Genomic DNA, 23,789 nt, shown 5'->3' with positions numbered 1-23,789 from the left:
GGCGATCACCCCTCGGGGTCGAGGGGGCCGTCCCACTCCGTCGGCAGTGGCAGCGCATCGGGGTTCACCGCGGCGACGATCTCGGTGAGGACGCGCCTGGTCTGCGCCTCTCCCACCCAGAGGTGCTTGCCGCCCTCCACGGGGATGAGCGTCGCGTCGGGCACGCTCGCGAAGCGCTCTGCTGCGGCATCCGGCCGAAGGTAGTCGTCGAACTCGGGAATGAGCGCGATCATCTTCCGATGGTTCCTCGCCCAGGCCGAGACATCGGCATCCGTCGCCCGATGCAGCGGAGGCGAAAGCAGGATGGCGCCTTCGACGTCGTGATCGCGACCGTATTTGAGTGCGATCTCGGTGCCGAACGACCAGCCGACGAGCCAGGGGCGGGGAAGATCCCGCTCGCGCACGAAGTCCATCGCGGCGGCGAGGTCGAACGCCTCGGCGCGCCCGCCGTCGAACTCACCGTCGCTCGTCCCCCGCGGAGACGTGGTTCCGCGGGTGTTGAAGCGCAGGACGGCGAGACCCGCCAACGCCGGGAGCCGCGCTGCGGCCTTGCGGAGGATGTGCGAGTCCATGAATCCGCCGGCGGTGGGAAGCGGATGCAGCGTCACCAGCGTCGCGACGGGCTCGCGGCCGAGCGGCACCGCCAATTCGCCGACGAGCGTCAGCCCGTCGAGGGTCTCGAGTTCGATGTCCTCTCGGCGTGCGGGAAGCAGCACCGGGCCACGGATCTCCATGTCAGCCGATCCTCCAGCAGTGAGTGTGCCAGTGCCGTCGGTCGGCGAGGTCGGCCTGGTCGCCCAGCACGCCGTCCGCCCGCCACACGACGACGTGGGCGATGCCCGGGTCGACGGTACGGCCGCAGCCCGGGCACAGATAGGTCTTGGTCGCCTGCTTCGCCGAGACGGGCTGCACCGTCCATTCGATGCCGCGCCGAGTCTGGGTGCGCTTCCAGCCGGTGAGCATCCGCGAGAACGAGTCGTCGTCCGCGGAATCAGGACGACGGCGGTTCGACCGCGGCATGGGTGTCAGTACCAGCCGGTGCTCTGCGAGTGGCTCCACGCGCCGCACGGCGTCCCGTACCGGCCGGTGACATACCCCAGCCCCCACGTGATCTGCGTCGCGGGGTTCGTCGCCCAGTCGGCTCCGGCGCTGCCCATCTTGCTGCCGGGCAGCGCCTGCGGGATGCCGTAGGCGCCGCTGCCGGCGTTGTACGCGTTGACCCGCCAGCCCGACTCCCGATTCCACAGCGACACGAGGCACGCGAACTCGTCATCTCCCCAGCCGCGCGCCTTGACCATGTCATATGCGATCGCCTGCGCCGTGCCGGGGTTGGGAGCCACGAAGGGCGGACTCCACCGCGGCGTCGACCTGGCTGGCGCCACCACAACGGGCGGTGGCTTCGGCTTCGGCTTCGGCTTCGGCTTCACGTACACCGAATAGCCGCCGCGACCGAGTTCGGCGGGCTCTGCGGATACGGCCGAGGCCTCGGTCGTGTGCGTCTGCACATCCCCGAGTGAACTCGCATACAGCGTCAGAGGAGGCGCGACCTCGGCCTTCGCCTGCGAGACGGCGAGACCCGTGGGCCCGACGTACGCGATGACGAAGCCGAGCGCAGCGAACGCCGCGAACACTCCTAGCACACCGCGCCGACGAGACCATCTCGGGGCGGTGACAGGCTTGCGTGGAGGCGTCGAAACCGGTGTCGCGCGACGGGTCGCGGCATCCCGGCGGCTTGATCGGCGCGTGGGAATCAGCTCGTTTCCGGAAGTCACAGTCCCCCGAGTCTAGCCAGAGGTTCCTGCGCACGCCATTCGAGGGGTCTCAGGCGGGCTACGAGACGGCGAGCATCACGTCCACGACCGCATCAAGAACGGCGTCCACCTGCACCTCGCGGTACCCGCCGCGCTGCATCCGGAAGGCGACGGATCGCACCTGCTCCACGGTGACCGACTCGCCGGTCTCGAGGTATCGGGCGATCTTGTCCGAGACGAGATCGACCTCGTCGATCCGGTATCCGTACCGCATCGCGCTGACTCGGTCGAACCGCTGTCGCTTCGGCCGCGCGAGGCGATCGAGCACGGTCTGGGCCGTCTCGCGGGTCATGCCGACCCACTCCCGCGCTCCGGCGGTGGTGAGCACCTCGGCGCGCTCGCGCGCCGCGAAGGCATCCTCGATGCGGCCGAGCGCGGCATCCACCGCCGCGATGTCGTAGCCGTGCCGCACCAGCGCGAACGATGCCTCACGCACCTCCGCCGCGGTGAGCGCATCCCCCGCATCTTCGAATGCTGCACGGGCGCGGGCGAGGAACGCGTCGACTGTGCGCTTCTCATATCCCTTGTCGCGGCCGCGGGCCTCGGGAAAGGCCGCGGATGCCGCGGTCTCGGTCGTCGTCATGATGCCACCAGCGGGGTGAAGAGGTAGTAGAGCGCCAGCGCGGCGGTCACCGAGAGAAGGATCGAGTCGAGGCGGTCCAGCACGCCGCCGTGGCCGGGCAGCCACGAGCTCATGTCCTTGATGCCGAGATCGCGCTTGATCATCGATTCTCCCAGATCGCCGATCGTCGCCGTGCCCAGGATGACGAGACCGAACACGATGCCCATCCACCAGGCCAGTCCCAGCATGAACAGCGCCAGCAGCACACCGGCCACGACCGCAGCGAGCACGGCTCCTGCGAAGCCCTCCCACGTCTTCTTGGGGCTGATGCGCGGGGCCATCGGGTGGCGTCCGAACGAAAGACCCGCCGCGTAGGCGCCCGTGTCGGAGGCGACCGCCACGATGATGAACGCCAGCACCCACCACTCGCCGCCTGGCTGGCGCAGCAGCACCACCACCATGCTGGCCATGAAGGCCACATAGAGCTGCAGAAGTCCCGCGGTCAGCACGTCTGCGAGAACGTCGCCGTACGTCCGGCCGTCTTTCGCGGCCATCTGCGCGACCAGCCGCCAGACGATGACGACCGCGACGACCACGAACACCGCCACCCATTGCAGCCAGAGCTCGACGAAGGTGGCGGTGAGGACGAGGACGGTTGCGACGACCAGCTGCGGAATCAGATCGACCTTGCGGCCGGCGGCCTTGAGCGCACGCGAGAACTCGAAGATCCCGAGGATCGCCGCCGCCAGGGCATAGAGGACGAAGAGCCACTTCACGAAGATGAGCGAGAGGACCAGCAGGATGCCGATCGCGAGGCCGATCGCAGTCGCGAGGATCAGATCCCGGCCGGTGCGCTCCTTGATGCGCTCGTTCGCCTCTTCGAACTCCGCACGTGCGTGAGCGACCTGGTTCTCGAGTTCGCTGCGGGCCGCACGCACATGCGACTGGAATGCCGGACCCGAGTCGGTCGAGGGCTCATCCGAGCGACGTGCCGCCTCGGCTGCTTCGCGCCGCGTCAAGGGGGCGACCGGTGGGACGTCGTCTTCGGGTCCCCGCGATGAATCAGCCACAGCTGAACCTCAGACCTCGAGCAGTTCGGCCTCTTTGCGCTTGAGCGCCTCGTCGATGGCGTCGACGTGTGCGCGCGTGAGCGCATCGAGCTCTTTCTCAGCGCGGGCCAGTTCGTCCTCGCCGATCTCGCTCTTGAGGTCGTCGAGGTCGTCCTTGGACTTGCGACGGATGCCGCGCACGTGCACCTTGGCATCCTCGCCCTTGCCGCGCACGAGCTTGACGTACTCGCGCCGGCGCTCCTCGGTGAGCTCCGGCAGCGAGATCCGGACGATGTTGCCGTCGTTCGTCGGATTGGCGCCGAGGTTGGGGGTGTCGCGGATCGCCTGCTCGATCGCCTTGAGCGCCGACTTGTCGTACGGCGTCACGATGACGGTGCGCGCCTCGGGGTTGTTGACGGAAGCGAGCTGGGCGAGGGGCGTCGGGCTGCCGTAGTAGTCGACGAGGATCTTCTGGAAGAGCTGCGGGTTCGCCCGTCCGGTGCGCACGGTGGCGAAATCCTCCTTCGCAGCCTCGACGGCGCGGTCCATGCGCGCTCCGGCATCGGCCAGGACATCCGCGATCACTATGTCTCCTCGTGTGAATGGGCGTGGCAAGTCTAGTGGGGGCGACCTGCTCAGGTCGTGACGAGCGTGCCGATCGAGTCGCCCAGCAGGGCCCGCGTCACGTTTCCGGCGGGCTCCATGCCGAACACGCGCATGTCCATCCGGTTGTCCATGCACAGGCTGAACGCCGTGGAGTCGACCACCTTCAGCCCCCGGTGGAGTGCGTCGAGATAGGTGATCCGGTCGATGCGGGTGGCTGACGCATCCTTCTTCGGATCGGCCGTATAGACGCCGTCGACCCCGTTCTTGGCCACGAGCACCTCCTGTGCGCCGATCTCGAGGGCGCGCTGCGCCGCGACCGTGTCCGTCGAGAAGTACGGCAGACCGGCGCCGGCGCCGAAGATGACGACGCGGCCCTTCTCCATGTGGCGCTCGGCACGGCGCGGGATGTACGGCTCGGCGACCTGAGTCATCGAGATCGCCGACTGCACGCGCGTGGCCGCTCCGGCCTGCTCGAGGAAGTCCTGCAGAGCGAGGGCGTTCATCACCGTGCCGAGCATGCCCATGTAGTCGGCCCGGCCGCGATCCATCCCGCGCTGACTCAGCTCCGCGCCGCGGAAGAAGTTGCCCCCGCCGACGACGACCGCGATCTCGACACTGCCGACGGCGGCGGCGATCTCGCGGGCCATCTGGCTCACGACGTCGGGATTGACGCCCAGCTGGCCTCCACCGAACGCCTCGCCCGACAGCTTCAGGAGGACGCGGCGGCGCCCGGTGGTCTCAGTGATCACGTCGATCCTCTCGTTGACGACAAACTACCGAAGGGCATGGGAAAAGGCCCGCACCGGATTCCGATGCGGGCCTTTTCGACGTACTACGCGCCGACCTTGAAGCGGGCGAAGCCCGTGAGCGTCAGGCCGGCGTCCTTCGCGACCTGCGCAACGGACAGCTTGTTGTCCTTCGCGTAGTCCTGGTCGAGCAGTGCGACCTGCTTGAAGAACGCGTTCACGCGGCCCTCGACGATCTTCGGCAGGGCGGCCTCGGGCTTGCCCTCGTTGCGCGAGATCTCGGTGACGATGTCGCGCTCCTTCTCGACCTCGGCCTCGGGGACCTCGTCACGGCTGAGGTAGGTCGGGTTGGCGAACGAGATGTGCTGCGCGAGGCTGCGCGCGGTCTCCGCGTCGTCGCCCGTGTAGGCGAGGACCACGCCGACCTGCGGCGGGAGGTCCTTGCTGGTCTTGTGCAGGTACACCTCGAACTTGTCGCCCGAGAGCGTGCGCACGCGGCGCAGTTCGACCTTCTCGCCGATGATGGCGGCCTCGTCGGCGATGAGCTGCTCGACGGTCTGGCCGTCCGCATCGGCCGCGACGGCGGCCTCGACGGAGTCGGCTGCGACGGCGGCTGCGGCATCCGCGACCTTGTCGGCCAGCGCGATGAAGCGGTCGTTCTTCGCGACGAAGTCGGTCTCGCAGGCGAGCTCGATGAGCGTGACCTTGCCGTTCTGCTGGCGGGCCGTGACGAGTCCCTCGCTGGTCGAGCGGTCGGCGCGCTTGGCGTTGCCCTTCGCGCCCTTCAGACGCAGGATCTCGACGGCCTTCTCGACGTCGCCGTCGGCCTCTTCGAGAGCCTTCTTCGTGTCGACCATGCCCGTGCCGAGCTGGTCGCGCAGCGCCTTGATGTCGGCGATCGTGAAGTTTGCCATGGGTGGCGGCTCCTTGATTGTGGTGAGTCCAGGTGCCCGGCGCGCACGCGAGTGCGCCGCGCCGGGCGGAAGGGTTGTGTCGGTGTCTACTCCGCCGAGTCGGCGGCGGCTGCCTCGACGACGTCGACCTCGACGACCTCGACCTCGATGCCGTCGGCGGTCTCGGTCACGGTCTCGACGACGTCGACCTCGACGACCTCGATGCCTTCGGCGGCCTCGGCCTCGACGACGGCCTCGGCGACCGTCTCGGCGACCTCGTCAGCCGCGGACTGCTCGAGGAGCTCGCGCTCCCAGTCGGCGAGGGGCTCGGCGTCGGCCGACTCGTCGGTCGGCTGGTGACGCTGGATGAGGCCTTCGGCGGCGGCGTCGGCGATGATGCGGGTGAGCAGGCCCACCGAGCGGATCGCGTCGTCGTTGCCGGGGATCGGGAACTGGAACTCGTCCGGGTCGGCATTGGTGTCGAGAATGCCGATCACCGGGATGCCGAGCTTCGACGCCTCGTTGACCGCGAGGTGCTCGCGCTTGGCGTCGACGACCCAGATCGCCGAGGGGGTCTTCGACATGTTGCGGATGCCGCCGAGCGACTTGTGCAGCTTGTCGAGCTCGCGCTTCTTGAGCAGCAGCTCCTTCTTGGTGAAGCCGCTCGCGGCCGGGTCCTCGTAGTCGAGCTCCTCGAGCTCCTTCATGCGCGCGAGGCGCTTGGAGACCGTCTGGAAGTTGGTGAGGAGGCCACCGAGCCAGCGCTGGTTCACATAGGGCTGGCCGACGCGGGTCGCCTGCTCGGCGATGACTTCCTGGGCCTGCTTCTTCGTGCCGACGAAGAGGACCGTTCCGCCGTGGGCGACGGTCTCCTTGACGAACTCGTACGCCTTGTCGATGTACGTCAGTGACTGCTGCAGGTCGATGATGTGGATGCCGCTGCGCTCGGTGAGGATGAAGCGCTTGACTTTCGGGTTCCACCGGCGGGTCTGGTGCCCGAAGTGGACGCCGCTGTCGAGCAGCTGGCGAATGGTGACGACGGCCATGGCCGTTCTCCTGTTCTGGCGCGGGATCGCGCCTCTTGCGGTTGTGTTCGCGCCTGACCGTTCGGCCGGCGAGCCTGGTGCCCGGCACACGCCCGCCCACAGTTTCTGTGGGACCGTTGGGGGTGGATGCCGCGCGACTCCCTTCGACAAGCTCGGGGATGCGTCGCGCTCTGGGCACGCGGAGTCACCCCGACGTGCGGGGTGCCGTACCAGTGTATCAGCAGGCGTCTCCTCCCCAGCGCCCCGCCTGCCGTAAGTGCTCCACCGATCGCGCGTGGCCGGACCGCGCCGCGGAAGGCGCGGCGAGGATGGCGGGATGCCGCATCTCAGAGCGCCCACATGGGGCACCGTGGTGCGATCCGGCGCGGCGTTCGCCGTGGTGCTCGCCCTGGTCGGAGTCATCGCTCCGGCCGCCGATGCCGCTGACCGTCGCCCGGTAAGCGACGCGGGTCGAGCGGCCGAGCCCCTCTCGGATCGAGGGTGGAGCTGGCCGGTGCCCGGGTTCCGGCTCGAGCGGGGCTACCAGGCGCCGCCGCACCGGTATGGCGCGGGCCATCGAGGAATCGACCTGCGTCCACCGTCGAACCTGGAGGTGCGCGCACCCGCGGCGGGGGTGGTCGCGTTCTCGGGCGCCGTGGCCGATCGGGGCATCCTCACCATCGATCATGGCAGCGGACTGGTCTCGACCCTCGAGCCGATCGAGTCTTCGCTCGAAGCGGGCGCTGTCGTGCGCCGCGGCGAGGTCGTCGGCGAGATCGCCGTCGGCGGGCACACCGCGCCGGGAGCGCTCCACTTCGGGGTGCGGCTGCACGGCGAGTACATCAACCCGATGCTGCTGCTCGGCGGCATCCCTCGAGCGGTGCTCCTCCCCTGCTGCTGATGTGTCCGCCGACCAGCGCGTTCAGGCTCGCGGGTGCGCCAGACGGTACGTCGCCGTGAGTCGCTCGGTCGAGACGTGGGTGTAGATCTGCGTCGTGCCGAGACTCGCATGGCCGAGGATCTCCTGGACAGTGCGCAGATCGGCCCCGCCGTCGAGCAGGTGGGTCGCCGCGGAATGGCGCAGGGAGTGCGGGCCGGCGGCGCCGCCGATCGCGGGGCCGAGCGTGCGCGTCACGACGTCGTACGCGGCCCGTGCTCCCAATCTGCCGCCTCGCGCCCCAAGGAAGAGAGCCCGTCCTGCCGGACTCGACGACGTGCGCCGTGCGGCGAGCGCCGGGCGGGCCCGGACGATGTACGCGTCCACAGCGCGGCCGGCGGGCGCACCGAACGGCACGACGCGTTCCTTGGATCCCTTGCCCATGACCCGCGCCGTGCGCCGATCGCGGTCGAGGTCGTCGACGTCGAGACCGCACAGCTCCGAAACCCGCAGCGCCGCCCCGTACAGCAGCTCCATGATCGCGTGGTCCCGCAGGGCGACAGGATCCCCGGACTTCGCGGCTGCCTCGAGCTCGACGAAAAGTCCTGCCAGCACGTCCGCGGTCGCGACCTTGGGCAGGGTGCGACCGCGTTTGGGTGCCACGAGGCGAAGGGCCGGGTCGACGGAGATGAGGCAGTGCTCGGTCGCCCACGAGAAGAACCCGCGCGCAGCGGCCGTGCGGCGCGCAATCGTGGCGCGCGCATCGCCGCGCTGCGTGGCCCGCCACAGCCACTCGCGGAGATGCTCGAGATCGACCTCGCCGAGTGCGACATCGCCCGTCGCAGCGGTGAAGTCGGCGAGATCGGCGCGGTAGGCGCGCACGGTCGCGGGCGAGAGCCGGCGCACGTCGGCGAGGTGGAGCGCCCACGCGCGCGCGGCCTCGTCGATCGTCATGAATCCAGCATGCCCGCCTCCCGCGACGTCACGGCCCCGGCGCTCCGCGGCGGCGTCTGATGAACGCCCGCAACACCTATCGCGTCAGCGCGCCGCGGCAGCGCGCGCCACCCTGCCGGGCTGCGGATCACCTCGCTCTGGAGCAGCAGCAGCCCGAGGATGCCCTCGACGTCGTCGGTCGCCATCCCGGTGCGTCGCGCGAGATCATGCACCTCACGCCACACCCGGGTGCTCAGCGCATCGCGAACGCGCATTGCGTCATCGGTCGGGGGTCGTCCATCGGCGCGTCGCCCGTTCGAAGTCGGCCCATTCGCGGCCGGCCCGGCCGCGCGCTGCCCTTCCGCACCCTGTCCGCCCGCGGGGCGATCAGCGGCACCGGCCACGCCGAGCAGCTCGCGGACGTCCGCCGCGCTGGTGATGCACGTGGCGCCGAACTCGCGCATCAGGCGATGCGTGCCCGCGGAGGCGGAACTCGTGATCGGACCGGGTACGGCGCCGAGCCCACGCGACATCGACACCGCGTGAGCCGCCGTGTTGAGCGCTCCACTGCGCCAGCCGGCCTCTACCACTACGCTTGCCGCACTGAGCGCCGCGATCAGCCGATTCCGTTGGAGGAACCGCCACTTCGTGGGTGCCGACCCGCAGGGCACCTCGCTAGCGACCACGCCGGCCTCCGCGATGTGGCCGATCAACTGGGCGTGCCCGGCCGGGTAGGCGCGGTCGGCGCCCCCTGCGAGCATCGCGACGGTGAGTCCGCCGACGGCCATCGCGGCGCGGTGCGCGGCACCGTCGATCCCGTACGCGCCGCCGGAGACCACGGGGATGCCGCCCCCCGCGAGGTCCGCCGCCAGCTCGAGGGCCACGTGATCGCCGTACGATGTCGCCGCTCTGGCACCGACGAGCGCCACGGCGGGGTTGAGGAGCCGCAGCCTCGCGGGATCGCCGCGCACCCAGAGGCACAGCGGCGCGTGGTCTCCGAGGTCATGGAGCTGAACGGGCCACTCCGGATCGGCGCGGGTCAGGATCGTCATGCCCGAGACCGCCGCGATCCGCAGCGAGAACGAGACCGCGTCGGCGCCGAGTCGCGGGATCCACCTCTTACGGCCCGCTGCGAGCTCATCGGGTGTCACCGAATTCGAGCGCTCCGGCGCGTCGCCCATCACGAGCCGCAGCGCCTGTGCCGCGCCTAGCTGCGCGACGAGCCTGCCGGCCACGCCGTCACCGGGCTCGGTGAGGTGGCTCCACACGACGACGGCGTAGCGCTCGAGCACGGCATCGTCCTCGAGCGCGGTCGACGGGATGGTGCCGCCGAGCGCCCGTCGCGCGACGCCGGGCGTGAGATCGAACGCGGTCATATCGCGATTCCCTTCTTGAGGTACAGGGCGCGTCCGATGTGGTCGATGCCGAGCTGGGAGCTGCCGTCCAGGTCCGCCAACGTCCACGCCACTCTCATCACCCGATCGAATCCACGCAAGGTCAGAGCGCCACGATGAAGTGCGGCGTCCAGCGGGCGCCTCACGACCGCCGGGGGCGCTCCGGGGCCGTCACGCAGCCACGGGCCGGGGAGGTGTGCGTTGAGCCGCCACGGCGTGCCGGCGAGTCGCCGGGCCATGCGGGCCCGCGCCTCGGCGACCCGTGAACGCGCGACCGCGGTCGTCGTGCCGTCTCGCCGGGCTCCGGCCTGAGCCACCGAAACCCGTGCGAGCGTGAGCTCGATGTCCATCCGATCCAGCAGCGGGCCGGACAGCCGGCCGAGATACCGGCGGATGGCGGCCGGCGGGCACGTGCAGGTGCCCCCGCGGATGCCGAAGTCGCCGCACGGACACGGGTTCGTCGCAAGGACCAGCTGGAAACGAGCCGGGAACTGCGCGGTCGCATTGGCGCGGTGGATGGTGATCGTGCCCGACTCGAGCGGCTGGCGCAGTGCGTCTAGCGCGCTGCCCTGAAACTCGCCCGCCTCGTCGAGGAACAGGATGCCCTCGGTCGCGCGGGCGATCGCGCCGGGGCGCACGATCCTCGAGCCTCCGCCGACGAGCGCGGCGACGCTCGTGGTGTGATGCGGCGCCTCGAACGGAGGGATGCGCGAAAGCGTCGTCACCGGCACACCCGAGAGACTGCGGATCGACGCCGCCGTCAGCGCGGCCCGATCGTCGAGCAGGGGAAGGATGCCGGGCAGCCGTCGTGCGAGCATCGTCTTGCCGGCGCCCGGGGGCCCGCACATCAGGAGGTTGTGCCCGCCCGCCGCCGCGGTCACCAGTGCTTCGACGGCTTCCCGCTGGCCGATGACGTCGGCCAGGTCGAGGTCTTCCTCGGGCGCCGGCTCATCGCCCGCGACTCCGACCGGCTGCTGGTCGGGCACCTCGATCTCGGCACCGTGCCACGCAGCCACCTGCGCGAGATTCACGGCGCCGAGGACCTCGACACCGTCGATGAGCTCTGCCTCGGCGAGGTTGGCGTGCGGCACGACCACGCGACGGTGGCCCGCTCGCGCGGCGGCCAAGACTGCGGGCAGGACGCCCGGGACCGGCCTCAGCCGCCCATCCAGGCCCAGTTCGCCGAGATGGACCGTCGACGCCACGGAGTCGGCATCCATCGCGACTTCGGTCGCGAGCGAGGCGATCGCGATCGCGACGTCGAAACCCGAGCCGTGCTTGGGCAGGCTCGCCGGCGACAGGTTCACCGTGAGCCGACGGCGCGGCAGCGGCAGCCCGCTGTTGGCGCACGCGTTGTGCACGCGCTGGACCGCTTCTGCCAGCGCCTTGTCGGGCAGTCCGATGATCTTGAACTCGGGCGTCTGGTTCGACAGATCCGCCTCGACCTCGACCCTCTCGCCGTCGACGCCGACGAGCGCCACCGCCCAGGTGCGCGCGACCGTCACGGCACCTCCAGGTCGACGAGGTGCTCCAGCGCTGCCGTCGCAGGATCAGGACCTGTCAAGCCGATCGCGTCGATGCGCAGCCGGCGGCCCTGCAGGTCGCCGGGGTGTGCCGCCATCCACGCCGCCGTGAGGCGCCAGAGGCGCGAGCGCTTTCGTGCGTCGATCGCCTCGAAAGGATGCCCGAAAGCATCGCCGCGCCGGGTCTTGACCTCGACGACGACAACGTGGCTGCGGTCTGCGACCACGAGATCCAACTCGCCCGCGCGGCATCGCCAGTTGCGGGAGAGGATGCGATAGCCGCGCTCTTCGAAGTAGCGTGCGGCACGATCCTCGCCCGCGCGCCCGAGTTCATCCTTGGCTGCCATGAGGCGATCGTGACGGCTCGACGACGCGGGGGCGGTCGGGCCTCCGGCATCCGGGGAGGGGGCGGCGGATGCCCCGGCTGGGGAGGAGTCGCGCGCTGACCCCTCGCCCCCGGCGGACCTAGACTGGACGCACCATGGATGACGAAGTCTTCGAGGACTACGACCGCGAACTCGAGCTCGCGCTCTATCGCGAGTATCGGGACGTCGTCTCGCAGTTCCAGTATGTGATCGAGACCGAGCGACGGTTCTACCTCGCCAACGAGGTGAACGTCGTCCGCCGCGACACCGAGCACGACTTCTACTTCGAGATCTCGATGACCGACGTGTGGGTCTGGGACATCTATCGCGCGGATCGCTTCGTCAAGTCGGTGCGCGTCCTTACGTTCAAGGACGTCAACGTCGAAGAGCTCTCACGGCGGGACTTCCACCTGCCGGAAGAGCTCTCGCTCGACAGCTGAGCACCCGTCTACGCGCCGCTGCACGGGCGCGATGATCGGCCCGTGTCAGAACAGGGTCGGCCATTCGGCGATCGCCCATGATGCGCGATGGTGCCGGCTCAGACCGTGCTCCTGGATCGCCTCGCGGTGATCCGGACTCGCGTAGCCCTTGTTGCGGGCCCAGTGGTATTGGGGCACCTCGTCGTGGAGGTCGGTCATCAGCGCGTCGCGCGCGACCTTCGCGATGACGGATGCCGCGGCGGCGCTCGCGCAGTCGCGATCGGCCTTGATCACCGGCCGCACCAGCAGCCCGGCCGCGCCCGCCGGGGTGATGTAGTCGTAGTTGCCGTCGAGCAGCACGATCGCCTCTTCGGGTACGACCCCGTGGGTGCGCAGATCGGCGAGCGCCCGGATGGTGGCGAGTCCCAGGGCGCGGATGATGCCGACGTCGTCGATCTCGACCGAGCTCGCCCAGCCCACCGCGCTCGCCGACACCCACGACGCCGCACGGGCGGCGACCTCGGCGCGCTTGGGCTCGGGAACGAGCTTCGAGTCCCTCAGGCCGAGGGGGATCCGCTTGCGCGACCGGGGCGCGTCGATGACGACCGCGCCGACGGCGACCGGACCGGCCAGAGCCCCGCGTCCCACCTCGTCGCACGCGATGACGAGCGGATGCTCCCGGAGCAGGCGTCGCTCGAGCGTGAGGCGAGGCTCCACGACGGTCACGGCGCGGCGCCGGCCGATACCGGATCGGGGACTCCCGCGAACACGTCGTGGTGGAAGTCCAGGGTGCCCAGCCGATCGAGGGGCCAGGTGATCACGAAGGCGCGACCGACGACGTTGTCGATGGGGACGAACCCCTTGCCGGGCTGGTCGGTGTTGTAGCGCGAATCCTTCGATCGATAGCGGTTGTCGCCGAGCACCCACAGGCTGTCGGCGGGCACCGTCACATCGAATGGATCGCCGGATGCCGCAGCCTCGGCCGTCGGCAGCTTGAGGTAGCCGGTCTCGTCGATCGGCACGCCGTTGATCGTGATCTGACCGAGGGCGTTGCAGCACACCACGTGGTCTCCCGGGAGGCCGATGATGCGCTTGACGAGATGGTCGTCGCTGTCGGGAGCCGAAAGGCCGACGATCGAGAGCAGCCAGTCGACGCCCTCGATGATCGGGGGCCGCGCGGGCTGGGTGGTCGGCGGAAGCCATCCGCCCGGGTCCTGGAAGACGACGATGTCGCCGCGCGCATAGCCGCCGAAGTGGGGGGTGACCTCATCGACGAGGATGCGGTCGTTGATGAGGAGGGTGTCCTCCATCGACCCGGACGGGATGTAGAACGAGCGGACCACGAAGGTCTTGACGAGGAACGACACCAGCACCGCGACGAGCACGATGAGCAGAACGTCTCGCACGAACGTCATGGTGCTGCGCCGGTGACGCTGCGCCCCGGCGTCCTGAGTTCGCCGTTCGGACGGGACCTGTCCTGCGGGGGCCGTCTTCTCGGACGTCATTCGGGATCCTTCATGAGGCGCGCCGCGGATCGGTGGGCCCTCCCCCAAGGTTCCCACACTCCGACCGCGGGATCTGCCTCGGACGGGCGATTCGCGGTGGCTTCTCGGCTGTACTGCCCGGGAACGATGAAGCCCCGGACCGATGGTCCGGGGCTTCATGAGAGTGCGCGTCAGTTGTCGCGCTTCTCCTTGATCTTGGCCTTCTTGCCACGGAGGTTGCGCAGGTAGTAGAGCTTCGCACGGCGGACGTCACCGCGGGTGACGACCTCGATGTGGTCGATCACCGGGCTGTGAACCGGGAATGTGCGCTCGACGCCGACCTGGAAGCTGATCTTGCGGACCGTGAAGGTCTCGCGCACGCCGTCGCCGGAGCGGCCGATGACGACTCCCTGGAAGACCTGGATGCGCGAGCGGTTGCCCTCGGTGATGTTGACGTGCACCTTGACGGTGTCGCCGGGGGCGAAAGCGGGGATGTCCGAGCGGAGCGAAGCCGCATCGACGGCGTCGAGGATCTGCATGATCGTTACTCTCTGCGGCCGCCACAGGTCGACCGCGGGATTGGAAGGGAAGGATGTCGCGTGCCCCAGGCCATCGGCGAACCGGACGGCGGGCTCCCCTGAGGCAGAGCCTGGTCAGGGCACAAACAACCATTCTGCCATGGATGCCGCACCCGGCCAAAACGGCTCAGGATGCCGAGGGGCGCTGCTTCTCGGCGATGACGATGACCTCTTGCGGCTCGGCGGACGCGTGGGGGGACATCGGCGGCATGTAAGCCAGGCCCTCAGCAGTGCGCAGCACGAGCTGTGACGGCTTGGCCTCGCTCCACAGCTGCCACAGTTCGAGCCAGAACAGACCCACGCCCGCCAGGACCGTGACGACCATCACCGGCGCCCACCATGCCGGGTTGAAGAACCCGAGCGAGATCACCAGGAGATGCCAGGCGCCGAAGCCCAGCACGTCCCACCACGACACCGCGCGGTGGGCGCGCACGGTGCCTCGCGCGCGAACGAGCAGAGTCAGCAGGAGCTGCCAGAGGAAGACCCCCGGAATAGCCAGGAACAGCACCCAGAGAAACGCCCAGCCCCCCGCGTTGTACACGCCCCAGCCGATGAGAAGCCACAGTGGCAGGAGGAACGCGGCAGGGATGAGCCACCCGTAGAACGCGCGACGCAGCCACATGGTCCGATGCTACGCCGGTCGCGGCATCCATTGGCCGTTCTCGTGCGCGTCGCGGAGCAACCTCACAGCCGCGGGAAGCAGTGTCCGACAGAATGGGGAGGTCGAGAGGAACAGGCATGATCGAACTGCGCACGCCCGCCGAGATCGAGGCGATGAAGCCCGCGGGGCGATTCGTCGCAGAGACCCTCGCGACGCTGCGCGCCGAGACGAAGGTCGGCACGAACCTCCTCGCGATCGATCGCCGCGCGCACGACCTGATCCGCCGTGCCGGTGCCGAATCCTGCTACATCGACTACCACCCCTCGTTCGGCGCGAGCCCGTTCGGCAAGGTCATCTGCACGTCCGTCAACGATGCCGTGCTGCACGGGCTGCCGCGCGACTACGCGCTCCGCGACGGCGACCTCGTCTCACTCGACTTCGCCGTCTCCATCGACGGGTGGGTCGCCGACTCCGCGGTGTCCTTCGTCGTGGGAACCCCCCGGGACGAGGACCTGGCGCTGATCGACACCACCGAGAGGGCGCTGGATGCCGCGATCGCGGCCGCCGTCGTCGGCAACCGCATCGGCGACATCTCGCACGCGATCTCGCACATCGCCCACGCCGACGGCTATTCGATCAACACCGACTTCGGCGGACACGGTGTCGGCCGGGTCATGCACGGCGACCCGCACGTCCCGAACGACGGCAAGGCAGGCCGCGGCTACCCGCTGCGCGCCGGGCTCGTCGTCGCCCTGGAGCCGTGGTTCCTGGGCACGACCGACGAGCTCGTCACGGATCCCGACGGATGGACGCTGCGGAGCGTCGACGGGTCGCGCGGCGCCCACTCCGAGCACACGATCGCCATCACCGCGGACGGGCCGGTCGTGCTGACCGACCGGTCGTGGCTCGGCGTGGCCTGAGGCGGCCGGCGCTCGAGCCCGCCTGCGGCGCGCTCGACCTCAGAGGGTCTCGCGCGCGCCGGTCCCGACGATGTGGACGCGCACGTTGTTCGTCGAGCCCGCGATGCCCGGCGGCGCGCCGGCGGTGACGACGACGCGATCACCCACCTCCGCCAGCCCGCTCTCGAGGAGCGTGTCGTCGATGATCCCCATGAGTTCGTCGGTGGTGCCCCCGCGCTGCACCAGGAACGTGTGCACGCCCCAGATCATGGCATTCCGATTCCGCGTCCCTCGCAGGTCGGTGAACGAGACGATGGGGATCGGATGCCGCAGGCGCGACATCCGGCGGGCGGAGTCGCCGGACTGGCTGAAGACGCACAGGTACTTCGCCTGGACGAACTCCGCGACCTCGACGGCCGCGAGCGTGATGGCGCCGGCCTGGGTGCGCGGCTTCGTGCCGAGCGGCGGGATGCGGTCGAGGCCGTGCTCCTCGGTCGAACTCACGATCCGCGCCATGGTCTCGACCACCGTCACCGCGTGCGCGCCGACGCTCGTCTCCCCCGAGAGCATGACGGCATCCGCCCCGTCCACCACGGCGTTGGCGACGTCGCTCGTCTCGGCGCGGGTGGGCACCGGGTTGACGATCATCGACTCGAGCATCTGCGTCGCGACGATGACGGGCTTCGCCCAGCGCCTCGCGAGCTCGATCGCCCGCTTCTGGACGATCGGCACCGCTTCGAGGGCCAGTTCGACCCCGAGATCCCCCCGCGTCACCATGACGCCGTCGAACATGTCGATGATCTCCTGCAGGCAGTCGACCGCTTCGGGCCGCTGGATCTTCGCGACGAGGGGCACGTCGCGGCCCTCCTGGGCCATGATGACGCGGGCGCGATGAGCGTCCTTCGGGGTGCGCACGAACGAGAGGGCGACCAGGTCCGCCCCGAGTCGCAGGGCCCACCGCAGGTCGGCTTCGTCCTTCTCGGTGAGTGCCGGCATCGTCACCGCGACTCCGGGGAGGTTGATCCCCTTGTTGTTCGAGACCTCGCCGCCCACCTCCACCTCGGTGCGGACGTCGACGCCGTCGGTGTCGAGCACCCGCAGTCGGACTCTGCCGTCGTTGACGAGGATGGTGTCGCCGGGTCCGACGTCCGTCGCGAGGTTCCGATAGGTGGTGCTCGCGACATCCCTCGTGCCCGCGACGTCGCGCGTCGTGATCGTGAAGACGTCGCCGGCGGCGAGCACGTGCGGGCCGTCCGAGAATCGGCCCAGGCGGATCTTCGGACCCTGCAGGTCCACGAGCACGCCCACCGCGCGACCGGTCTCCTCACTCGCCCTGCGCACGTTCTCATACGCCCGCTCGTGCTCGGCATGGTCGCCGTGGCTCATGTTCAGGCGAGCGACATCCACTCCTGCGCGCACCAGCTGCACTACCGACTCGTACGACTCGGTGGACGGCCCGAGCGTGGCGATGATCTTGGCACGGCGCATGGCTGACCCTTCGTCTGGAGCGTTTCGCCCATGCTCTCGCGTCGTCGGCGCTTCCGCATGAACCACCGGTAACGATTGTGTCATCGGGGCTCAGCCTGGACAGTCACCTGACCGGCACGGATACTGCCTGCCCGACGGCTTCCACGGCTCGATCGACGTCTTCCGCAGTGTTGTAGAACGAGAAGCTGATGCGGCAGCTGGCGGGCGGATCGAGCCCAAGGTCGTGGTGCGCCAGCGTCGCACAGTGGCATCCCGCGCGCGACTCCACGCCCCGATCGTTGAGCGCCCGCGCGATCTCGAACGGATCGTGACCGTCGACGGTGAACGCCACCAGCGGGGCTCGCGCCACACCGGCGGGCACGCCGTGGATCCGCAGCCCCGGCACCCGCGTCAGCGATGACACGGCACGGCGGGTGAGGCTCGCCGTATAGTCGCCGATCCGCGACATCGTCGACCCCACGATCCGCCGTGGGATGGGGTCAGCGGAGCGGAACCAGGTCTTCGACGGGTCGGCGCCGACGAGGTCGATCGCGAGGCGCATCGCCTGGGCCGACACGATCACGCCGAGGATGTTCGGCGTGCCGGCCGAGTACTTCCACGGAAGCACGTTGTACCCGACGTGGTCGGGCGTGACCATGCCCTCTGCGATCATGTCTCCGCCGTAGAGGAACGGAAGGGAGTCCTCGCGCAGGTGCTCCTTCGCGTAGAGGACACCGACCCCGAGCGGGGCGATGAACTTGTGGAACGAGAACGCGAGGTAGTCGACATCCATCGCCCGCACGTCGATGAGCGCACTCGGCATGAGCTGCGCGGCGTCGACCAGCAGCCGCGAACAGATCTCGCCGTTCGGCTGGCGATAGCCGCTGCCGTCGGCGATCCGCCGGATGTCGGCGAGCGGCGGCTTCGTGCCCAGGAAGTTGGAGGCGCCGGTGCAGCAGACGAGCTTGGTGCGATCGTCCACGAGCGAGGCGAGATGGCCGAGGTCGAGTTCGCCGGACTCATGGTCGAAGCGCGCGATCCGGCACTCGACGGTCCGGCCGAACCGCGGCAGGATCTCGCGACACAGGGCGTACCACGGGACGTAGTCCGAGTTGTGCTCCATCATCGTGGTGACCACGTTGTCGCCGTCGCGGAACTCGGTGAGCAGTGTGTACATCACGAGGTTGATCGCCTCGGTCGTCTTGCGGTGGATCGAGATTGTGCGCCGGTTCGGCGCGCAGATCCACTGCGCGATCGTGTCGTAGGACGCCTCGAATCTCGCGGTCGTCAGCGCCGAGGCGTCCGACTGCCCGCGATGCACATTCTCGTACTGCGGAACGAGCTCGGCGTAGAGCTGCAGCAGCTCGCGCGGAAGCTGTGTGCTCGCAGCGTTGTTGGTCGCGATCCGCCCTCGACCGACGAAGTCGAAGGACGCGCGCACCCGCTCCACATCCAGTGTCGGAGTCTCGTCCATGAGGTCTCCTGCGGCATGGCTCACCATGCCTGCACATCCAGTGTGCGCCCGCACGCCGCACGGCTCAATATCCTTCTTGCCGATCCTCGATCAGGTCAGCAGGTCGGGCCGGTTCTGCCGCGTGCGCTCGAGACTCTGCTCTCTGCGCCATGCCGCGATCGCGCCGTGGTTGCCGCTCAACAGGACCGGCGGAACCTCGCGGTCGCGCCAGACGGGCGGCTTCGTGTAGCTCGGATACTCCAGCAGTCCATCCTCGTGCGACTCCTCGACGAGGCTCTCGGGGTTGCCGACGACCCCGGGCACGAGCCGCGACACGGCTTCGACCACGGCCGTCGCGGCCACTTCGCCGCCGTTGAGGACGTAGTCTCCGAGGCTCACCAGACGGACGCGCCCGCGGGCGGAGTAGTGGTCGACGACGCGCTGGTCGATTCCTTCGTAGCGCCCGCAGGCGAACACCAGGTGGCTCTCATCGGCGAGGGCGCGAGCCATCCGCTGCGAGAACAGCTCGCCCGCCGGCGATGGGACCACCAGCACGGAATCCTCGGCGAGCAGCTCGTCGAGCGCCTCACCCCACGGTTCGGGCTTCATGACCATTCCGGCGCCGCCGCCGTAGGGCGTGTCGTCGACCGTGCGGTGGCGGTCGTGGGTCCAATCGCGCAGGTCGTGGACATGCATGTCCAGGATGCCGCGATCCCGCGCCTTGCCGATCAGCGAGACATCGAGCACATCGAAGAACGCCGGGAAGATGGTGACGATGTCGATGCGCATGACGTCACTCGTCGTCGGGCTCGGCGTCGTCCGCTGTCGCGGGCTCGGATTCGTCGTCGCCCGGCAGCTCTTCGAAGAGCCCGGCGGGCGGGGTCACCACGACCCGGCCGGCCCCGATGTCGACCTCGGGCACGATCGCACTGACGAACGGGACGAGGATCTCGTGCTCCGTCGCCGAGCCGGCGACCGGCCGCACGATCAACAGGTCCTGCGCCGGGAAGTGGTCGACGCGGATGACGCGTCCCACCACGTCGCCGTCGCGGACCACGTCGAGCCCCACCAGCTGGTGGTCGTACCACGCGTTCTCTTCCGCAGGTGCGGACTCGCCATCCTGATCGATCCACAGGATCGCGCGGACGAGCTCTTCGGCCGCAGTCCGGTCGTCGACCCCCTCGAAGAAGGCGACGGGATGGCTGTTCATCCAGCGGAACTCGCGGACGGTCAGCGGCTTGCCGTGCCATGGCGAGGATGCCGGCACCTGCAGCGTGAACGTCGCGCCGGGCACGAATCGCCCGTCGGGATCGTCGGTGTACAGCTCGATCTTCAGCGCGCCCTTGAGGCCGTGAGCCTTGACGAGACGGCCGACGCGCAGCTGCGTCTTGGCGGTAGGGCGAGCACTCGCGGCGGCGTCCGCCGGTTCTTGGGCGGGCACCTCAGTCGTCCGCGACGTCGACGCGGACGCGCCGCCCGTCGGCGAGCGCGCTGATGAGGGTGCGCAGCGCCTTGGCCGTGCGGCCGCCGCGCCCGATCACGCGACCCCGGTCATCGGGGTGGACGTGGACCTCGAGGACGTCACCGCGAGGCGAGGTGGTCGAGTCGATGCGCACGTCGTCGGGGTGATCGACGATCCCCTTGACGACGTGCTCGAGCGCGGCGGCGAGCAACGGGCTACGCTTCGGTGGACTCGGCGGCGTCGTCGGCCGCGTCGGTCACGTCAGCGGCGGTCTCGGCCGGAGCCTCGACCTTCTTCTCGACCTTGGGCTTGACGACCGACTTCTTCGCCGAGTCGATCTCGAACTCGGGCTTGGCCGAGGCCGTGCGAACGGTCGAGACGGCGTTCTTGTCGCCCTTGAACTTGCCCCAGTCACCGGTGAGCTTCAGCAGCGCGGCGACCTGCTCGGTCGGCTGCGCGCCGACGCTCAGCCAGTACTGCGCACGCTCGGAGTCGACCTCGATGAACGAGGGCTCCTCGGTGGGGTGGTACTTGCCGATCTCCTCGATGACACGACCATCCCGCTTGGTGCGCGAGTCGGCGACGACGATGCGGTAGTACGGCGCACGGATCTTGCCCAGGCGCTTGAGACGGATCTTGACAGCCACGATTCTCCTGAATGTGTGGAAGTGGACGAACTGGTCGCCTGGAGCGTGGGGTGCACACCCGGCGGAAGCTCAAAGGGAGGACCACGACGCTGGATAGAGGGTCGAGCGTCCGGTCCGACCCGTAATTCTCTCATATCGCAGGGCGCCCCGCGAACACCCCGGCCCTCCATACCGCGGGGGATCCCGCGAACCGGCCGATGCGCCGCCGAGTGATCGCGCCTGCGTGCGAGACTGTGCGAATGACGGAGCCCTTCGCGACATCCGCCCGCTCCACCGTGGGCCTGGAGTGGGAGCTGATGCTCGCAGACGGCGAGACGGGCGACCTCGTGCCGCGCGCGCCCGAGATCATCGAGGCGCTGGAAGAACGCACCTCGTTCGAGCGCCACACCGTCACGGGCGAACTGCTCACCAACACGATCGAGGTCACGAGCGGCATCGGAGACACCGTGGCCGCCGCGGTCGACGACATCGCCGACGCGATCGCCATGGTGCGGACCGTGACGAATCCGATGCAGGTCGAGCTCCTCTGCGCCGGGAGCCACCCGTTCGCGCAGTGGTACAACCAGGGCATCACCGACAAGACGCGCTACCACAAGCTCATCGAGCGCACCCAGTGGTGGGGGCGCAACATGATGATCTGGGGCATCCACGTCCACGTCGGCGTGGAGGACGTCAACAAGGTCTTCCCGATCATCAACGCGCTCGCCGCGTATCTGCCTCATCTGCAGGCGCTGTCGGCATCCAGCCCGTTCTGGGCCGGTGAGCGCACCGGATACGCGTCGAACCGGGCGCTCGTCTTCCAGCAGCTGCCGACGGCGGGCCTTCCCTGGCCTCTGCAGGACTGGGCCGAGTTCGAGACCTACCTCGACGACATGATCGGCACGGGCGTCATGGAGGACGCCACCGAGGTGCGGTGGGACATCCGCCCCGCGCCCCGCTGGGGCACTGTCGAGGTGCGCGCCTGCGACGGGATGTCGACGCTCCCCGAGCTCGCCGCGGTCGCCGCGCTCGTTCAGGCGCTGGTCGAGTCGTTCTCGCGCGATCTCGACGAGGGGCGCGAGCTCATGATCCTGCCGCCCTGGTTCGTGCGCGAGAACAAGTGGCGCGCGGCCCGATACGGACTGGATGCCCGGATCATCGTCGACCGCGAAGGCACCCAGGCGCCGGTTCGCGATCACCTCCGCGAGACCCTCGAGCGCGTCGCCGACATCGCCATCGAACTCAAGTGCGCCCGCGAGCTCCGCGCGATCGAGACCACGCTGACGGAGGGTGCGAGCTACGAGAGGCAGCTGATGGTGGCGGATGCCGCGAACGGCGACCTGCGCGAGGTCGTGCGGCACCTCATCCGCGAGTTCCGGGCGGGGCCGACGTTGCGCGACCACCTGGCGGCGCTCGGCCACTGAGCCGGTGCGGTTCCGCAGCTCAGCCCTTGCCGAGCAGCTTCTGCAGCTCGGCGAGGTCCGCCTCGGACGGCGCGCCCTTCGCGCCACCGCCCAGGCCGAAGCCCGACCCGGTCGGCGCGGTGGGAGCCGCAGCCGCGATGCCGGCGTTCTCGGCCGCGCGCTTGGCGGGGTTGCCCGACCGCGAGCCCTTGACCTGGGGCTGCCTGCCGCGCTTCGCCGACGCCCCCGGGCGCCCTGCGCCGGGCACCGGGCCCATCCCGGGGATGTTGGGCACGCCGCCGCGGGCGACGGTCTTCATCATCTTCGCCGCCTGCTCGAACCGGTTGACCAGCGCGTTGACGTCGGTGACCGTCATCCCCGAGCCGCGCGCGATGCGGAGGCGCCGCGATCCGTTCAGCACCTTCGGGTTGCGGCGCTCCCCCGGCGTCATCGAGCGGATGATGGCCTCGGTGCGGTCGATCTCGCGCTCGTCGAAGTCGTCCAGCTGCTGCTTCATCTGGCCCATGCCCGGCAGCATCCCGAGCATCTTCTTCATCGAGCCCATCTTCTTGAGCTGCTGCATCTGGTCGAGGAAGTCTTCGAGCGTGAAGGTCTCGGTCGCGAGCTTCTCGGCCATCTTCATGGCCTCTTCCTCATCGAAGGCCTGCTGGGCCTGTTCGATGAGGGTCAGGATGTCGCCGAGGTCGAGGATTCGCGACGCCATGCGGTCGGGGTAGAAGGGCTCGAGGTCGTCGAGACCCTCACCCGTGGACGCGAAGATGATCGGGCGTCCGGTCACGGATGCCACCGACAGGGCCGCACCACCGCGCGCGTCGCCGTCGAGCTTCGACAGGACGACGCCGGTGAAGTCGACGCCCTCCTGGAAGGCCTTGGCGGTGTTCACGGCATCCTGACCGATCATCGCGTCGATGACGAACAGGACCTCATCGGGATCCGTCGCCTTGCGGATGTCGGAGGCCTGCTTCATCATCTCGGCATCGACGCCGAGGCGACCCGCAGTGTCGATGATGACGACGTCGTGCTGCTGGCGGCGCGCGACCTCGACGCCGTCGCGCGCGACCTGGACCGGATCGCCCACGCCGTTGCCGGGCTGCGGCGCGTAGATCGCGGCGCCGGCCTGACGTGCCACGACCTGGAGCTGGTTCACGGCATTGGGCCGCTGCAGGTCGGCCGCCACCACGAGCGGCGTGTGTCCGTCCTTCTCGAGCATCTTCGCGAGCTTGCCCGCGAACGTCGTCTTGCCCGAGCCCTGCAGGCCCGCGAGCATGATCACGGTCGGCGGGTTCTTCGCGAACTGCAGCCGGCGCTGGTCGCCGCCGAGGATCGCGATGAGCTCCTCGTTCACGATCTGCACGACCTGCTGCGCCGGGTTGAGGGCCTTGTTGACCTCATCGCCGAGCGCGCGCTCGCGCACCTTGGCGGTGAACTCCTTGACGACGGGCAGCGCCACGTCGGCGTCGAGCAGTGCACGCCGGATCTCGCGGACCGTCCCGTCGACGTCCGCGGGCGTGAGCTGCCCCTTCTTGCGGAGGTTGCGGAAGGTCTCGGTGAGCCGGTCGGAGAGGGTGCCGAAAGTCGCCATGATCCCCCGA

Annotated in this window: 28 protein-coding genes; 4 read left to right on the top strand and 24 right to left on the bottom strand. The window is 69.4% G+C overall.

Going from position 1 to position 23,789, the window contains the following annotated elements:
- Positions 1-5: 5 nt before the first annotated feature.
- The 9 genes from ABD212_RS15075 to rpsB form a co-directional block, all read right to left on the bottom strand.
- Positions 6-734, bottom strand: coding sequence for an alpha/beta hydrolase (locus ABD212_RS15075; protein WP_344096102.1), 729 nt, complete (start codon positions 732-734; stop codon positions 6-8).
- A gap of 1 nt (position 735) precedes the next feature.
- Complete coding sequence (locus tag ABD212_RS15070) at positions 736-1,020, bottom strand: hypothetical protein (protein ID WP_344096101.1); 285 nt, start codon at positions 1,018-1,020, stop codon at positions 736-738.
- 5 nt (positions 1,021-1,025) lie between these two features.
- On the bottom strand, positions 1,026-1,640 hold the full coding sequence (locus ABD212_RS15065) for an aggregation-promoting factor C-terminal-like domain-containing protein (RefSeq protein ID WP_344096099.1): 615 nt from the start codon (positions 1,638-1,640) through the stop codon (positions 1,026-1,028).
- A gap of 190 nt (positions 1,641-1,830) precedes the next feature.
- Positions 1,831-2,394 carry a DivIVA domain-containing protein gene (locus ABD212_RS15060; protein WP_344096097.1) on the bottom strand — a complete coding sequence of 188 codons (564 nt, stop codon included), beginning with the start codon at positions 2,392-2,394 and terminating at the stop codon, positions 1,831-1,833.
- Complete coding sequence (locus ABD212_RS15055; RefSeq protein WP_344096096.1) at positions 2,391-3,443, bottom strand: phosphatidate cytidylyltransferase; 1,053 nt, start codon at positions 3,441-3,443, stop codon at positions 2,391-2,393. Before ABD212_RS15055 ends, ABD212_RS15060 begins: the two co-directional genes overlap by 4 nt.
- A 9-nt stretch (positions 3,444-3,452) precedes the next feature.
- Positions 3,453-4,007 (bottom strand): ribosome recycling factor, encoded by a 555-nt coding sequence (frr, locus tag ABD212_RS15050; RefSeq protein WP_344096094.1) that lies wholly within the window; start codon positions 4,005-4,007, stop codon positions 3,453-3,455.
- Positions 4,008-4,057: 50 nt separating this feature from the next.
- On the bottom strand, positions 4,058-4,777 hold the full coding sequence (gene pyrH, locus ABD212_RS15045) for a UMP kinase (RefSeq protein ID WP_344096092.1): 720 nt from the start codon (positions 4,775-4,777) through the stop codon (positions 4,058-4,060).
- An 83-nt stretch (positions 4,778-4,860) separates the two neighbouring features.
- Positions 4,861-5,688, bottom strand: coding sequence for a translation elongation factor Ts (tsf, locus tag ABD212_RS15040; RefSeq protein WP_344096090.1), 828 nt, complete (start codon positions 5,686-5,688; stop codon positions 4,861-4,863).
- A gap of 86 nt (positions 5,689-5,774) precedes the next feature.
- Complete coding sequence (rpsB, locus tag ABD212_RS15035) at positions 5,775-6,713, bottom strand: 30S ribosomal protein S2 (protein ID WP_344096087.1); 939 nt, start codon at positions 6,711-6,713, stop codon at positions 5,775-5,777.
- A 316-nt stretch (positions 6,714-7,029) separates the two neighbouring features.
- On the opposite strand from rpsB, the gene ABD212_RS15030 reads away from it, so the two are divergent.
- Positions 7,030-7,593: a murein hydrolase activator EnvC family protein gene (locus ABD212_RS15030; protein ID WP_344096085.1), complete on the top strand. Its 564-nt coding sequence runs from the start codon at positions 7,030-7,032 to the stop codon at positions 7,591-7,593.
- Positions 7,594-7,614: 21 nt separating this feature from the next.
- Here ABD212_RS15030 and ABD212_RS15025 read toward each other — a convergent pair whose 3' ends face one another.
- Genes ABD212_RS15025 through ABD212_RS15010 form a run of 4 tightly spaced genes read right to left on the bottom strand, consistent with a single transcriptional unit; the run spans position 7,615 to position 11,766 of the window.
- Positions 7,615-8,523: a tyrosine-type recombinase/integrase gene (locus tag ABD212_RS15025; RefSeq protein ID WP_344096082.1), complete on the bottom strand. Its 909-nt coding sequence runs from the start codon at positions 8,521-8,523 to the stop codon at positions 7,615-7,617.
- Positions 8,520-9,878: a DNA-processing protein DprA gene (gene dprA, locus ABD212_RS15020; protein ID WP_344096080.1), complete on the bottom strand. Its 1,359-nt coding sequence runs from the start codon at positions 9,876-9,878 to the stop codon at positions 8,520-8,522. The genes ABD212_RS15025 and dprA overlap by 4 nt, the downstream gene beginning before the upstream one ends.
- Entirely contained in the window at positions 9,875-11,401 is a 1,527-nt protein-coding gene (locus tag ABD212_RS15015; RefSeq protein WP_344096078.1) for a YifB family Mg chelatase-like AAA ATPase, read from the bottom strand. The genes dprA and ABD212_RS15015 overlap by 4 nt, the downstream gene beginning before the upstream one ends.
- Positions 11,398-11,766 (bottom strand): YraN family protein, encoded by a 369-nt coding sequence (locus tag ABD212_RS15010; RefSeq protein WP_344096076.1) that lies wholly within the window; start codon positions 11,764-11,766, stop codon positions 11,398-11,400. Before ABD212_RS15010 ends, ABD212_RS15015 begins: the two co-directional genes overlap by 4 nt.
- 134 nt (positions 11,767-11,900) lie before the next feature.
- Between ABD212_RS15010 and ABD212_RS15005 the strand changes: the two genes are divergently transcribed.
- Entirely contained in the window at positions 11,901-12,224 is a 324-nt protein-coding gene (locus ABD212_RS15005; protein ID WP_179432955.1) for a DUF2469 family protein, read from the top strand.
- A gap of 45 nt (positions 12,225-12,269) precedes the next feature.
- Here the strand turns inward: ABD212_RS15005 and ABD212_RS15000 are convergent, their stop codons facing one another.
- The 4 genes from ABD212_RS15000 to ABD212_RS14985 form a co-directional block, all read right to left on the bottom strand.
- Positions 12,270-12,929 (bottom strand): ribonuclease HII, encoded by a 660-nt coding sequence (locus ABD212_RS15000; protein WP_344096073.1) that lies wholly within the window; start codon positions 12,927-12,929, stop codon positions 12,270-12,272.
- Positions 12,926-13,708, bottom strand: a complete 783-nt coding sequence (gene lepB / locus ABD212_RS14995; RefSeq protein ID WP_344096071.1) for a signal peptidase I — start codon at positions 13,706-13,708, stop codon at positions 12,926-12,928. Before lepB ends, ABD212_RS15000 begins: the two co-directional genes overlap by 4 nt.
- 170 nt (positions 13,709-13,878) lie before the next feature.
- Entirely contained in the window at positions 13,879-14,226 is a 348-nt protein-coding gene (gene rplS / locus ABD212_RS14990; protein ID WP_344096069.1) for a 50S ribosomal protein L19, read from the bottom strand.
- Between the two features lie 166 nt (positions 14,227-14,392).
- On the bottom strand, positions 14,393-14,887 hold the full coding sequence (locus ABD212_RS14985) for an MFS transporter permease (RefSeq protein ID WP_344096067.1): 495 nt from the start codon (positions 14,885-14,887) through the stop codon (positions 14,393-14,395).
- 116 nt (positions 14,888-15,003) lie between these two features.
- Here ABD212_RS14985 and map point away from each other — a divergent pair, with 116 nt between their 5' ends.
- A complete protein-coding gene (map, locus tag ABD212_RS14980) occupies positions 15,004-15,786 on the top strand; it encodes a type I methionyl aminopeptidase (protein WP_344096065.1) in 783 nt (260 codons plus the stop codon).
- A 39-nt stretch (positions 15,787-15,825) separates the two neighbouring features.
- Here the strand turns inward: map and pyk are convergent, their stop codons facing one another.
- From pyk to rpsP, 6 genes are all read right to left on the bottom strand, one after another.
- Positions 15,826-17,253 (bottom strand): pyruvate kinase, encoded by a 1,428-nt coding sequence (gene pyk, locus ABD212_RS14975; protein WP_344096063.1) that lies wholly within the window; start codon positions 17,251-17,253, stop codon positions 15,826-15,828.
- 103 nt (positions 17,254-17,356) lie between these two features.
- Positions 17,357-18,706, bottom strand: coding sequence for an aminotransferase class V-fold PLP-dependent enzyme (locus tag ABD212_RS14970; RefSeq protein WP_344096061.1), 1,350 nt, complete (start codon positions 18,704-18,706; stop codon positions 17,357-17,359).
- 90 nt (positions 18,707-18,796) lie between these two features.
- A complete protein-coding gene (gene trmD / locus ABD212_RS14965) occupies positions 18,797-19,474 on the bottom strand; it encodes a tRNA (guanosine(37)-N1)-methyltransferase TrmD (protein WP_344096059.1) in 678 nt (225 codons plus the stop codon).
- A 4-nt stretch (positions 19,475-19,478) separates the two neighbouring features.
- Complete coding sequence (rimM, locus tag ABD212_RS14960; protein ID WP_344096057.1) at positions 19,479-20,126, bottom strand: ribosome maturation factor RimM; 648 nt, start codon at positions 20,124-20,126, stop codon at positions 19,479-19,481.
- Between the two features lies 1 nt (position 20,127).
- Positions 20,128-20,358 carry an RNA-binding protein gene (locus ABD212_RS14955; protein WP_344096055.1) on the bottom strand — a complete coding sequence of 77 codons (231 nt, stop codon included), beginning with the start codon at positions 20,356-20,358 and terminating at the stop codon, positions 20,128-20,130.
- Between the two features lie 4 nt (positions 20,359-20,362).
- Complete coding sequence (rpsP, locus tag ABD212_RS14950) at positions 20,363-20,794, bottom strand: 30S ribosomal protein S16 (RefSeq protein ID WP_344096053.1); 432 nt, start codon at positions 20,792-20,794, stop codon at positions 20,363-20,365.
- Positions 20,795-21,033: 239 nt separating this feature from the next.
- Here rpsP and ABD212_RS14945 point away from each other — a divergent pair, with 239 nt between their 5' ends.
- Positions 21,034-22,197, top strand: a complete 1,164-nt coding sequence (locus tag ABD212_RS14945; protein WP_344096051.1) for a glutamate--cysteine ligase — start codon at positions 21,034-21,036, stop codon at positions 22,195-22,197.
- Positions 22,198-22,216: 19 nt separating this feature from the next.
- On the opposite strand, the gene ffh is transcribed toward ABD212_RS14945, so the two are convergent.
- Entirely contained in the window at positions 22,217-23,779 is a 1,563-nt protein-coding gene (gene ffh, locus ABD212_RS14940; protein WP_344096049.1) for a signal recognition particle protein, read from the bottom strand.
- Positions 23,780-23,789: the final 10 nt, after the last annotated feature.

This window comes from Microbacterium deminutum (genome assembly GCF_039530205.1).
GTDB lineage: Bacteria > Actinomycetota > Actinomycetes > Actinomycetales > Microbacteriaceae > Microbacterium > Microbacterium deminutum.
This window is presented reverse-complemented; position numbering and strand designations above follow the sequence as displayed.